Genomic DNA, 13,777 nt, shown 5'->3' on the forward strand with positions numbered 1-13,777 from the left:
ATCGCCTCCAAAGGGGCGCGTTACTTGGAGTAAAGCCAAGTAACGCGGTAACGACTGAAGTCATTACTACAAACATCCTCCCCATCTCCCCCATCAAACAAGGACAAATGACCAATGACCAATGACCAAGGACATAAGACCCTGATCCCGATCGCCTTTCTTTCGATCACTCAAGGGTCTGTTCCTAGGTATCGCTTTGTAGTAGACTACAAACGTTCGAGCATCTGACGTCCGAGGGGGAGCAAAGGCCAGTTCGCCTCACTCCCTTCTAAGTATTCTTGCTCATTGAAGTAGTAACAATACGCGGCGATCGGTCCTGTTTGTTGATCGAATCTTGATAACGCACAACACTCTCATTGACACAAGAGTAGTAAACCATCTGTTGACACTGTTGGGAGAAGAAATTTAATGCGGGACGCAATCACAAGTCTGATAAAAAACTATGACGTCACAGGTCGCTATCTCGATCGCGACGCCATTGATAACCTGAAGTCCTATTTTCAAACCGGGACTGTCCGGGTACAAGCGGCTGGAATTATTAATGCCAATGCAGCCGAACTGGTGAAACAAGCCGGACTCCGTTTATTTGCGGATTTACCTGAGTTGATTCGTCCGGGTGGAAATGCCTATACGACTCGTCGCTATGCGGCCTGCCTGCGGGATATGGACTATTATCTGCGGTATGCCAGTTATGCCTTAGTTGCAGGAAATACCGACGTTCTCGATGAACGAGTTCTGCAAGGATTGCGGGAAACTTACAATTCTTTAGGAGTCCCGATTGGACCGACTGTGGTTGGGATTCAAATCCTCAAAGAAATGGTCAGAGAAAAGGTCGCTGAAGCTGGGATTCAACCGGGTGATTGGGTAGATCAACCCTTTGATCATATTAGTCGCGAGTTAAGCGAACGCGACATCTAGTCGTAAGACTTTAAAACCGAATTTTGAATCTCGGGAAGTCCGCATTGGCGGACTTTATATTTTTGGGTTTAGGGGTCTTAATCAACTCCTTAATTTTTCCCTGATTAACTTGATAAAAAGGTCAATCAGGGAAACCCCCAATCCGGATGAGTAACCCTCTGGCTGAATTTTATATCCTCACACTCTGGTAAAGATGAGAAAGGGAGCATTTCTACATCTTTTTCTGATTTGAGGTGATGTTCACCGGATTTTGGATGACTTGCTATCCCTTTTTTAAAAAGCAGCCAGGTCGCCCCAGACCTGACAACGGTGAAGCAGGTTTTTAATCCGCGATCGCTCTAAAAATTGGCTGGCGATCGCTTCTACCTTGCCATTGGGATAAACAATATAAATGCTATCTCCACTCAGAACCGCTAATGGATTTTCTGAGGGGTTGAAGGAATCGCGGTCGGTCGCTTGAGAGAAGGCCATACCTGAATTTGCCTAGAACGTCAATATTGGTTCTGAAATTGTTACCTATCTCAATCATCAAGCCATTTCTATCTTTGCCAAGTGATCTTACTTAGCAAATGAGGCGATCGCAAACAGCTACAAAGGCGATCTCGATCGTTTTTAAAATGGACAATATATGATATAGACGCAAAAAGTTCCCTGACTTTTAAATTTCCAGAGAATTTCCCAACTCCTGAAAAGGTCACACCCTTTTCAGAGCATGACTTTCGGACATAAGGGCCAGATGACCCCGGATGATTTTAAAAGGGATTTTGTGATGTTATGAAAGCTTAGATAGAGTATTTTCAGCCGAGGGGTAGATTTAAAGCGTTAATAACTATGCTGATCCCCAAGTACACTCCAGGGGGTAAGCGTTTCCACCTGCGCCAAGTGGGTTTCCGAGACGGTTTGAACTGCGACGAGAGGAATGAGTCCACAGAGAAAAGAGGTCAAGGCAACCAGGGAAACGGTTAGGAATCGATTCGGGCGATCGCCAGGAAACTCCTTCCAATGGCGTTGATTTCCAGCATTTTCTCCCGGGAAATTGCACTCATTTAGTAATAATTCCAGAGAGGGATGCTCGGTGGAACCCGGGATTTCTCTGGGTAAAACAGAGACGGTGACTTCTGTTTTCGCGATCGCCACTGCTGCGAGTTCTTTTAATTGTTGCAAGGCATCAAAAATTTCGCGATCGCTATAAGGACGGTCCCGATATTCCGAGGTCCAGGCTTTAAAATCTTGCAAATCCACCTGAACAGGTGATTCTCCGTTTCCTCTGCGCTGAATCCAGCCATACAACAAATTGGCGCAGGGGTTGAGTTTTGCTTCTAACATGAGTGCCTCTCCACTGTAAATTCAACTGCGGATCCAAGCTAATTCCTCGGGGATGAAGAACAGGGGTCATTTTTCTTGGATTTCTTCTTAATGGTAACATTGGTTACAGTTCAGTCAAGAATTATGTGCGTGATTTTTCGTAAAAAAATATGAAGCATTCAGATTTGGCCGCTTTTATAGTGCTTTTGCAGAATCAGGCTCCTCTTTGGTCCCTTTTTTTTAAATGCAAAGTTCAGTCAGGATGCAAAACTAGGAATTGTCATGAATCCTTGACAATTCAGAATTGTTAATCATGCAGGATAAATAAAAATTTACCCCTCTTGAGCTAGGGGATAAAACATACTTTGTTACTTTTAAAAAAAATTAAAGATGAAGAATTTAGACTGCTTCATATTATCTTTAAAAAGAGGGAAACTTGAGCAAATTATGAACCCTTCTAGGTTGAGTGGGTTGGCCTGATACTTGCCCTTGTTCACCAGCGATCGCCTCAATTTTGGCCCAAAAAACGGTAAAATCAGGTATTGCAAATCCGTCTGCACCCCTGAAATCCCGTGGCTAAACAACGACTCGACACCCTGTTAGTAGAAAAAAACCTCTGTTCCTCTAGGCAGCAGGCACAGCGGTTTATTCGCGCTGGGGAAGTCAGGGTGAATGGGCAACTGCTGGATAAACCGGGGACCGAAGTCGATATCAATGCCGAACTTCATATCAAAGAGCGATCGCGCTTTGTCTCCCGAGGCGGTGAAAAACTCGCCAAAGCCCTAGAAACCTTTCCCATTCCTGTGAGCGATCGCCTCTGTCTCGATGGCGGCATTTCCACCGGAGGCTTTACCGACTGCTTGCTGCAAGCGGGGGCTAAACTCGTCTATGGCATTGATGTCGGCTATGGTCAAGTAGATTGGGGACTGCGTAACGACCCTCGGGTCATTTTGCGAGAACGTACTAATTTGCGTTATTTGACCAAAGCAGATTTGTATCCATCGGAAGAGAATCTCCCAGATTTGGGGGTGGTGGATGTCTCGTTTATTTCTCTGAGCAAGGTATTACCGGCTTTATGGGAATTGCTGGTGTCTCCCCGAGAATTAGTATTGCTGGTCAAGCCCCAGTTTGAAGTGGGCCGATCGCGAGTGGGGAAAAAAGGCGTGGTGCGAGATCCAGCAGATCATACCGATGCAATTTTCCAAGTCTTGCAAGCTGCACTGGAACTGGGTTGGGGTTATGGGGGGTTAACTTGGTCCCCCATCAGTGGTCCCGCAGGAAATATCGAGTATTTACTCTGGTTAAAAATGGCAAGCGAGACCCCCGTACCAGATAAAGCGGCGATCGCACTGATGGCAAAACAGGCGCAACAAGAGATTAAGAACGAGACTCCCAGTTAGATCGACTAGCCTGGGTCCGCAGGCTTCGTCCGTAGAGACCCACCCTGGAGGGTGAGGGTTTTTATAGACCTATCAGTAACGGATTTGGTAGGAAATAGCTGACGACTTTCTGCATCGCCAACCCAGCGCCAGTGCCAGGGTTCATAGTTGACCGAGGGATGATTTTCAGGGAAAGAGAGTTCAAAACCGAAGGTAGCGGCGTTTGCGCTTAACCAGCGAAAAGCGGGGGTATTTTCAAAGCTGACCCGCAGATCATGGCTGGGTGCAGAACCATCGCCGATATCCAAAGCATAGCCGGTATGATGTTCGCTATGGCCGGGGGGTGCGGCATAACGAGCCCGTTGTTGTAGGGTTTGGCCCCGTTGGTCGGCGATCGCATAAAAAACGTGATGTTGAGCCTCGCGAGTGCGAAATCCGGAGAGGGGAACCAACTGGACGCCATCGGCTGCGGCTGCACTTACCATTGCCTGAAACTGGAATGCTGCACTTTGACGCAGTGTTTGCCCATTTCCCACCGCGACTAAATCTCCATCCGGTGCCTCGGCGTAGGCTAAATGACCATAGAGGGTTGCGCTGGGAGTGTCACTCGGCAAAGGAATGTAGAGACTGGAATCAGCTAGAGGTGGCAAGGGGGGTGGAGTCAAATCCAGCAGGGATTTCCACGATTCCTCAAGGGTGACCTGTGGGGGAATCGCCGGGGGTGGGGTCAGGGCGAGGATTGGGCTAGGGGTGGCAGATAGGAGGGCGATCGCGCCGAGGGGAATCAAACGTCCAATCATTCATTTTTAGGGCAAATCATCCGATAGTTTCAGAATATCTGAACCCCCCCTCCCCCGGCATCGCCCCCCTGACAGAAATTCCCGGGGATCAATTGAAGAAAATTACCCCGGGGGGATCTATCCGGGGAAAGAGCGCTGAGTGTCAACTGCATCCGGGCATCTGGTGATTAAGCGTTGCCGAAGTGTCTCCACAAATAGAACCGCTCAAAGTATTAAACTCCTCGGAGTGCCTGTTCATTCTGATATAGCATGAGTTTAGAGACGCTGGCTACGCCAAAGATTTGAAAGCCCCAAGCTTGATGGTATTCTGGCGAGTTGAGGTCACCTTAATATTAAGATTGAAATCCTAAGGTACGAGCATGGCATCCATCCGCGAGTTACACAAACAACTAATCCGAAAAGAACGCTCGGCGGTAGAAATTACCAAAGAAGCCCTAGAGCGGATCGACAAGTTAGAACCCAAACTACATAGCTTCTTACTCGTGACACCCGATCGCGCCTTGGAACAAGCGAAACGGGTGGATGCCAAAATCGCTGCCGGTGAAGAAATCGGTATGCTCGCAGGCATTCCTATCGCGATTAAAGACAATATGTGCACCGAGGGAGTCCGCACTACTTGCGGATCCCGAATGCTGGAAAACTATGTGCCGCCCTATGAATCAACCGTGACTGAGCGCCTAATTGAAGCAGGCGCGGTGATGGTGGGTAAAACCAACATGGACGAGTTTGCGATGGGGAGTTCCACGGAAAACTCAGCCTTTCAGCTCACCTCGAACCCTTGGGACCTGAGCCGGATTCCCGGGGGGTCTTCCGGAGGGTCAGCGGCAGCAGTTTCCTCGGGAGAATGCATTGTTGCCCTCGGTTCGGATACCGGGGGCTCAATTCGTCAACCCGCTTCGTTTTGTGGGGTAGTGGGGATGAAACCCACCTACGGATTAGTCTCCCGGTATGGGTTGGTCGCCTATGCCTCTTCCCTGGACCAAATTGGACCGTTTGGGCGCACGGTAGAAGATGCGGCAATTTTGCTCAAGCATATTGCGGGCTATGATCCCAAGGATTCGACCAGTTTGAAGGTGACGATCCCCGACTATATGAAATTCGTGAAACCCAATTTAAAGCCGAAGGGTCAGCGACGGATTGGGATCATCAAGGAAACCTTTGGGGATGGGTTAGATGCGGGAGTGGAAAGAGCCGTTACCAAGGCGATCGAGGTGTTGCAAGAGTTAGGGGCGGAGATTCAGGTGGTATCCTGTCCCCGATTCCGCTATGGGTTGCCGACTTACTACATTATTGCGCCTTCGGAAGCTTCGGCTAACCTGGCTCGTTACGATGGGGTAAAATATGGGTTCCGCGCCGAGGATAGCGAAAGTTTGATTGAGATGTATGGCAAGACTCGGGCCCAGGGATTTGGGGCGGAGGTAAAACGCCGGATTGCGATCGGGACTTATGCCCTATCCGCTGGCTATTATGATGCGTATTATCTCAAGGCGCAAAAAGTTCGGACTCTGATTAAGGAAGATTTTGAGCGAGCGTTCGCTCAGGTGGATATTTTGGTTTGTCCCACAGCACCTTCTACGGCATTTAAGGCGGGGGAAAAGACCGCTGACCCCTTGAGTATGTATTTATCGGATTTGATGACCATTCCGGTCAATTTAGGGGGGTTACCTGCCTTGAGTATTCCTTGTGGGTTTGATGACCAAGGGTTACCAATTGGAATGCAGATGATTGGGAATGTGTTGCGGGAAGATTTACTGTTTGAAGTGGCCTATGCTTATGAACAGGCGACGGATTGGCATAACCGCAAACCCCAAATTTAGAAAAGGGATGCCGGGATTATCCAGGAAACCTGTGATGATCCTCATGTTCATTTCAAATCAAATCTCTAAACATTGCAATTGGCATGAGTGGAATGGGACTGCCGACTTCTGTAAAAGGACCTCTTTTGATTGCAGGGATTTTGGCGATCGCCTACTTCGGGGCTTGTTTATTTCTCTATCTGCGGCAAAATCGGTTTATCTTTTTTCCCGCACCTGTGATAGAAACAACTCCGGCTGAACTCGAACTCAAGTATGAAGAAGTTTGGATTCCCGTAAGTCAGAAAAGTGGCAAGGTAGAACGCATTCATGGATGGTGGATTCCATCCGAAACTTCAAGCAGTCGGGTCCTGTTGTACCTGCATGGGAATGGGGTGAATATTGGGGCAAATGTCAATCATGCCGCCCGGTTTCATCAGTTGGGGTTCTCCGTGTTATTAATTGATTACCGGGGGTATGGACTCTCGGAAGGGTCATTTCCCACGGAGAATACCGTATTTGTGGATGCAGAAACGGCTTGGAACTATTTAGTTCAGGACCGGGGGATAGCGCCGGAACAGATTTTCTTGTATGGACATTCTCTCGGAGGGGCGATCGCAATCGACCTCGCAAGTCGTCAACCTGATGCCGCTGGGGCGATCGTTCAAAGTTCCTTTACCACCATGCGAGAAATGGTGGATTATCGCTTCCATTTTTGGATGTTTCCCATTGATTTAATATTGACTCATCGCTTTGACTCTCGGGCTAAAATCAGCCAATTACAGATTCCCGTTTTGTTCATTCATGGGACGGCTGATCCACAAATTCCCAGTGAAATGACTGAAGAATTGTATCGATTGGCATCGGAACCCAAACAACTTTTTTTGGTTGCGGATGCCGGACATAATAATGTGGCATCCATTGCGGGAGAAGCCTATTTTCAAGCGGTGCGAGACTTTATTTCAATCACAGAAGAGCAACCCATTGTAGAGATGTCCAGAGATAAAATCCAATCTTTGCGATAACGGGGTTCAATTTTTTAAAACTATCCATTGCGTCAAATGGGAAGGCTCAAGGGTGCAGGTACCTGAATTCAGACCCCTGGGCGGGTTAGGCTTAAAATCAGGGTTGGACCCGCCCATTGGAAATGACGTTCAATCACTCCTAAAAGCGTTAAGATAAAGTCAAGAGGGGATAAATTTCCCAGTTCTGAATATCAAAACTCTATTTATTTCTTCATCAAACTGCAATCAAACGTAGCCTTATGTCATTTGTTGGTTTACATATTCACACCGATTACAGTCTGCTTGATGGTGCCAGTCAGATTCCGAAACTGATTGACAAGGCGATCGAGTTGGGAATGCCAGCGATCGCCCTGACGGATCACGGGGTCATGTATGGGGCGATCGAACTGATTAAAGTCTGCCGAGGAAAGGGAATTAAACCGATTATCGGCAATGAAATGTATGTGATTAATGAACCCTTAGATACCAAAGCCCGTTGCCGTCGCTATCATCAAGTTGTTTTAGCAAAAAATACTCAAGGCTATAAAAACTTAGTCAAACTCACCACAATTTCCAGTCTCGAAGGAATTCACGGCAAAGGAATTTTTGCCCGTCCTTGTATTAATAAAGAACTGTTAGAAAAATATCACGAAGGGTTAATCGTTACCAGTGCTTGTTTAGGAGGGGAAATTCCTCAAGCGATTTTACAAAATAAACTGGATGTCGCCCGAAAAGTCGCGAAATGGTATAAAAAACTCTTTGGGGATGATTATTATTTAGAACTCCAGGATCATGGGTCTCAGGAAGACCGAATGGTGAATGTGGAATTGGTGAAAATTGCCCGCGAACTGAATATTAAACTAATTGCCACCAACGATTCCCATTTTATCTCCTGTTATGACGTAGAAGCTCATGATGCGCTATTGTGCATTCAAACTGGCAAGCTGATTAGTGAAGATAAGCGGATGCGCTATAGCGGAACGGAGTATATGAAATCCGCTGAAGAGATGGCGTTGTTGTTTAGAGATCACTTGTCTGATGACATAATTCAAGAGGCGATCGCCAATACCCTAGAAGTCGCCAGTAAAATCGAACCCTACCATATTCTCGGCGAACCTCGGATTCCCGATTTCCAATGTCCTCCGGGAGAAACTCCCAACACCTATGTGGAATGGATTGCCAAAGAAGGACTGAAAGAACGCTTTAAAGTTAAAAGCTACGAAGAAATTCCCCAAGTCTATCGGGACCGGCTGGTTTATGAAGTGAAAATGCTGCAACAAATGGGGTTTGCGGCGTACTTTTTGGTCGTTTGGGATTACATCAAATATGCACGCGATCGCGGCATTCCTGTCGGTCCCGGAAGAGGGTCTGCCGCCGGGTCTCTCGTCGCCTATGCCATGCAAATTACCAATATCGATCCAGTACATCATGGACTTCTATTTGAGCGCTTTTTGAACCCCGAACGGAAATCCATGCCTGATATTGACACAGATTTCTGCATCTCTCGCCGGGATGAAGTGATCCAATATGTGACTGAAAAATACGGCAAAGAACGGGTCGCCCAAATCATCACTTTTAACCGCATGACTTCCAAAGCCGTGTTAAAAGATGTCGCCCGGGTGTTAGGAGTTCCCTACAAAAAATCCGATGAAATGGCGAAATTAATTCCCGTTGCGCGGGGGAAACCGGAAAAATTAGCGGTCATGATTTCTGATAAATCCCCCGCTCCGGAATTTCGCGAAGCTTATGTTAAAAACGAACAAATTCCCCGAGATGATGGAACGGTAGTCGAATTCCGCCAATGGTTGGATATGGCTATTAGAATTGAAGGAACGAACAAAAGTTCTGGGGTTCATGCTGCCGGAGTCGTGATTTCGGCCGACCCCTTAGATGAAATTGTTCCCCTGCAAAAGAATAACGACGGCGCAACCATTACCCAGTATCCGATGGAGGATTTAGAATCCCTGGGGTTGTTAAAAATGGACTTTTTAGGGTTGAAGAATTTAACCATGATTCAGAAAACCCTAGACTATATCAAGACAACCAAAAATCTTGATTTTGACCCCTATCAGTTTCCCGCTGAAGAACGTAAAGCACAGGAAGTTCGAGGCAGAGGCACTAAAAAATTCCCCAAAGATATTGAAAATACCTACAAGATTTTAGAACGGGGGGACCTCGAAGGAGTTTTTCAATTAGAATCTTCGGGAATGAAACAAATTGTGCAAGATTTAAAACCCTCTTGTATTGAAGATATTTCTTCTATTTTGGCACTCTATCGTCCCGGGCCCTTGGATGCAGGGCTAATTCCTAAATTTATCGATCGCAAACATGGACGGGAAGAAATTGCCTATGAACATCCTCTTTTAGAAGGCATTCTGCAAGAAACTTATGCAGTCATGGTCTATCAAGAACAGATCATGAAAATAGCCCAAGATTTAGGGGGATATTCCTTGGGTCAAGCGGATTTATTACGCCGTGCAATGGGGAAAAAGAAACCCGAAGAAATGAATAAACATCGGGAACTGTTTCTGGATGGAGCCACAAAAAATGGGGTTTCTAAATCCATTGCAGAAAACTTGTTTAATCAGATGCTTTTGTTCGCGGAGTATTGCTTAAGCTACGATACCGAGATATTGACCGTAGAATATGGCCCGATGGCGATCGGTCAAATCGTAGAAAAGCAAATCCCCTGTACCGTTTATAGTGTCGATGGGGAGGGTTATCTGTACCGCCAACCTATCGCCCAATGGCATCATCGGGGTCAGCAAGAGGTTTTTGAATACGCCCTGGCAGAGGGTCGGGTTGTTCGCGCCACAAAAGACCATAAGTTTATGATAAAAGCGGGTCAAATGGTGGCGATTGACGAGATATTTGAGCAGGGTTTACAACTCATAGGAGTCTCGTCAAAACTGGTCTCGCGTCAAGCTTTGGGAATTCAAACGGTTTATGATATTGGCGTTGAACGGGACCACAATTTTATTCTCGCCAATGGGTTGGTTGCGTCTAACTGCTTTAACAAATCCCATTCTACTGCTTACGGTTACGTTACCTATCAAACCGCTTATTTGAAGGCGAATTTTCCCGTCGAATATATGGCGGCTTTGCTGACTTCAAATAGTGGGGACCAGGATAAAGTTCAGAAATATATCGCTAACTGCCAAGAGTTAAATATCACCGTTCAAGGACCGGATATTAATCGGTCTGGGGTGGATTTTACCCCGGTGGAGGCGACTGAGGAAAAGAAAACGATTCTGTTTGGATTGTCGGCGGTGAAAAATATTGGCGACAATGCGATTCATGCTATTTTGACCGAACGAGAGGCGAATGGGCCATTTCACTCTTTGGCGGATTTGTGCGATCGCATTAATCTACATACGGTCAACAGTCGCGCCTTAGAAGCCTTGATTAAATGTGGGGCTTTGGATGGTCTCAATCCTAACCGCAAACAAGCGATCGAATATATGCCTCTGGCGATTAAATGGGCCCAGGACCGGGCTAAGGAACAAGAAACGGGCCAGCTTAATTTATTTGACCAACTGGCAGTAATGACCGAAACTTCTACCTTTGAATCCGCCCCTGTTCCGCCCAATATTGCCGATTTTCCGGTGGAAGAAAAGCTGCAATTTGAGAAAGAATTGCTGGGATTTTATGTTTCTGAACATCCCTTAAAAAATGCCGGAAGAATTGCGGAACAGTTGGGGATTGAGGTAGTCAGTCTGGGGAAACTAGATGAACAGAAATCCCGAAGCAAAATCAGTGTGCTGGTGGTGTTGACGGAAGTTAAACAGATTCTGACGAAAAAAGATGAACGCCGCATGGCTTTTCTGCAAATGGAAGATATTGAAGGGAAGGCAGAAGCGGTGGTATTTCCCGATACTTATGAACAAATCCACGAGTTGCTGATTCCGGATACGCCGATTCTGATTGATGGGAAGGTCGATCGCCGCGACGATCGCACTCAGATAATTGTGGAGGAAGCGAAAGTCTTGAAATTGGACGAGTTGACCCCACTGCGGGAGGCAGTTGTATCGACGAGGATCACGGAGATGATTTTATTGGAACTGACGACCGATCGCATTAATAAGCCGGAAATGCTCGATCGCCTGAAAGTGCTTTTGGAAGAACATTCCGCAGACAAAACCAAGGCAACGGTCCCGGCAGTTGCCATCATTGTGAAAGCGGGCGATCGCCATCGCGCTGCTGCCATTTGCGGACCCAATTTCTGGGTCCAGGATTGTCATAATGTGGTTACCGCCCTCAATTCTGCTGGATTCCCGGCAGTGGTGTATTCTCTCCCTCCTGGGAATGGGATGGGGAATCTACCCCCATTCCCGGACCAGTTGCCGTTCCAGCAGCTTACGGTTGCCTATCTCAACTCGATTCGGTCCATTTTGCAGGACTTGGATGAGGGATGAGGGGGAGAACGACAGCAAGTCGTTACTAAGAACATGAAGGAACGCCTGAAGGCGTTACTACGAACATAAGAGAACCCCTGAAGGCGTTACTACGAACGCCGGAAATGACTAACGACATAAGACCCATGACAAATGACCTATCACGGTGCCTGCCACAGTTTGACCGTCTCATCCCCTGCGGCAGTGGCGAGGATTTTGCTATCGGGACTGAAGGCGACAGCAAAGACGCGATCGCGATGGTCAGTCAACGTACAAATCGGCTTACGCTGACGGATATCCCAGAGGATGACGGTTTGATCGCGGCTGCCACTGGCGAGAAATTTGCCATTGGGACTAAAGGCTAGAGCATTGACCCGTTCTGTATGTCCTGGTAAACGACCGATTTGTTCACCTCGACCCGCATCCCACAAGACGAGGGTCCCGTCAAAATTGCCACTCACGATGGTTTTGCCATTGGGACTGAATGCCACGGCATTGACGAGGCCAGAATCGCCGTACAGGGTAAAAAAGTGCTGGCCGGTGTGGACATTCCACAGCATCAGGGTTGTGTCCCGACTGCCGGAGGCGAGGGTAATGCCATCGGGACTAAAGGCGAGGGAATAGACCCAGCTTGAGTGGCCCCTGAGCTTGCGGATAGCTTTGCCGGTGTAGGGATTCCAGAGAATGATTTTGCGGTCCCAACTGCCGGAGGCCAGCATGGTCCCATTGGGACTGAAGGCGAGGGAATCTACTAATTCAGAATGGCCGGAAAACCATCCCCCAAGGTTCCGAATCCGTTCCCCGGTTTCGGCGTTCCAGAGAATGATACTTTTATCCCGGCTGCTACTGGCTAACAGGGGAGATACGGGACTAAAGGCGACGGAAAGGACTAAATCGGAATGACCCTCTAGGGTGCGGAGGCGATCGCCGGTGGTGATATTCCACAGGATTACGCTTTGATCGGCGCTACCACTGGCTAAGGTATTGCCATCGGGACTAAAGGAGATCGCCCAGACCCAACCTTGATGACCTTTGAGGGTCCGGATGCATCTCCAGGCATGGGGATCTGCCAGGGGTGGGGTTGCCGGTGGGGTTGCGGTGGGGAGGGTTGGCGGTAAACTGGACTCTTCTGACCTGTTCAAAAAGGTCGGTCGCCGGGAATGCAAGTCTTCCAGAACTTCAGTTACAGACTGATACCGTTCATTCACCCGGTCCTGCAAGAGTTTGTCTAGGATTTGGGCTAAAGCGTCACTCACATCGGTCCCCATTTTCCAGAGTCGTTCTCGCCAGATCCATCTTCCCTCTAGGGGGTCGTACAAATCGTCAACCCACTCTGCGGTTAACAGTTGAATGCAAGTGACCCCTAGACTATAGAGATCGCTGGCGGGATAGGCCAGTCCTCCCCGGATCTGCTCTGGGGGCCCATATCCTTCGCTGCCAATGGTACTCCCAGTTCGGGCCAGTCCAAGACTGGCTAAAGGTTTAGAAACGCCAAAATTCGTGAGGATTAATTCCCCGGTATGGCGGCGGCGAATATTATCCGGTTTGATATCTCGGTGAATAATATTGCGATCGTGAATGGTTTTAAACACGGGTAAGAGGAGGTCCAGGAGTTCCCAAATTTGGGCTTCTCGGAACGCGCCATGTTGTTCCATCTCTTCGAGCAAACTTTGCCCGTCGATAAACTCGATCGCCATGTACAGGCGTTTGTCTTGCTCAAAATAATCTAGCAACTTGGCAATCTGCTGATGATCTCCCATTGCCTGCCGACGTTGAGCATCGTGATCAAAGACTTCAATCACCTTTTCCAGGGTACTACTGTTTGCCGAGGCTTCTAAGCCGGTTTCCACCGGCAGCAGTTGCTTGATAATGCAATAACTGTCTTGCTGCTGTTGATCCACAGCCAAAAAAGTTCGTTCCATACCCCCTTCTCCCAGAAGTTGGATAGTACGGTAGCGCTCTTTCAGCAGCAAATTCGCTCCACAACTTAGACAAGTCTGGATATTCGGTGGGTTTTGGGGATTTGGGCAAGCGGGATTCACGCAATAAGTCATACCAGCAAACACTCAGAAGTGGTTATATAGTAATCAGTCTTTACCAAAATTTTGGTCTCGGCACTTTTACGGAACAGTTCCATCGGGGCTAATTTTCAACACCTATTGGTATTGCAGACTACCAATATTC

General features: G+C 47.7%; 9 protein-coding genes. 5 read left to right on the forward strand and 4 right to left on the reverse strand.

The genetic code is table 11. The annotated features are described in order from the left end of the window. The first annotated feature begins 408 nt into the window (after window positions 1-408). A complete protein-coding gene (gene apcB / locus NG795_RS05345) occupies window positions 409-918 on the forward strand; it encodes an allophycocyanin subunit beta (protein ID WP_367287638.1) in 510 nt (169 codons plus the stop codon). A 273-nt stretch (window positions 919-1,191) separates the two neighbouring features. Here apcB and NG795_RS05350 read toward each other — a convergent pair whose 3' ends face one another. Further along, window positions 1,192-1,389, reverse strand: coding sequence for a hypothetical protein (locus NG795_RS05350; protein WP_367287639.1), 198 nt, complete (start codon window positions 1,387-1,389; stop codon window positions 1,192-1,194). A gap of 351 nt (window positions 1,390-1,740) precedes the next feature. Continuing rightward, window positions 1,741-2,244 carry a hypothetical protein gene (locus tag NG795_RS05355; RefSeq protein ID WP_367287640.1) on the reverse strand — a complete coding sequence of 168 codons (504 nt, stop codon included), beginning with the start codon at window positions 2,242-2,244 and terminating at the stop codon, window positions 1,741-1,743. A 551-nt stretch (window positions 2,245-2,795) separates the two neighbouring features. On the opposite strand from NG795_RS05355, the gene NG795_RS05360 reads away from it, so the two are divergent. After that, window positions 2,796-3,623 (forward strand): TlyA family RNA methyltransferase, encoded by an 828-nt coding sequence (locus NG795_RS05360; protein ID WP_367287641.1) that lies wholly within the window; start codon window positions 2,796-2,798, stop codon window positions 3,621-3,623. Between the two features lie 5 nt (window positions 3,624-3,628). Here the strand turns inward: NG795_RS05360 and NG795_RS05365 are convergent, their stop codons facing one another. Next, the gene (locus NG795_RS05365) at window positions 3,629-4,402 is read right to left on the reverse strand and encodes a M15 family metallopeptidase (RefSeq protein WP_367287642.1); all 774 of its coding nucleotides are present in this window, start codon (window positions 4,400-4,402) and stop codon (window positions 3,629-3,631) included. Between the two features lie 359 nt (window positions 4,403-4,761). On the opposite strand from NG795_RS05365, the gene gatA reads away from it, so the two are divergent. The 3 genes from gatA to NG795_RS05380 all read left to right on the forward strand — a co-directional run bounded on the left by gatA (window position 4,762) and on the right by NG795_RS05380 (window position 11,614). Beyond that, window positions 4,762-6,219: an Asp-tRNA(Asn)/Glu-tRNA(Gln) amidotransferase subunit GatA gene (gatA, locus tag NG795_RS05370; RefSeq protein WP_367287643.1), complete on the forward strand. Its 1,458-nt coding sequence runs from the start codon at window positions 4,762-4,764 to the stop codon at window positions 6,217-6,219. Between the two features lie 83 nt (window positions 6,220-6,302). Beyond that, window positions 6,303-7,220: an alpha/beta hydrolase gene (locus tag NG795_RS05375; protein WP_367287644.1), complete on the forward strand. Its 918-nt coding sequence runs from the start codon at window positions 6,303-6,305 to the stop codon at window positions 7,218-7,220. A gap of 239 nt (window positions 7,221-7,459) precedes the next feature. Then, window positions 7,460-11,614, forward strand: a complete 4,155-nt coding sequence (locus tag NG795_RS05380) for a DNA polymerase III subunit alpha (RefSeq protein ID WP_367287645.1) — start codon at window positions 7,460-7,462, stop codon at window positions 11,612-11,614. 140 nt (window positions 11,615-11,754) lie between these two features. On the opposite strand, the gene NG795_RS05385 is transcribed toward NG795_RS05380, so the two are convergent. Continuing rightward, on the reverse strand, window positions 11,755-13,647 hold the full coding sequence (locus NG795_RS05385; protein WP_367287646.1) for a protein kinase domain-containing protein: 1,893 nt from the start codon (window positions 13,645-13,647) through the stop codon (window positions 11,755-11,757). Window positions 13,648-13,777 lie beyond the last annotated feature (130 nt).

Source organism: Laspinema palackyanum D2c, assembly GCF_025370875.1.
GTDB classification, from domain to species: domain Bacteria; phylum Cyanobacteriota; class Cyanobacteriia; order Cyanobacteriales; family Laspinemataceae; genus Laspinema; species Laspinema palackyanum.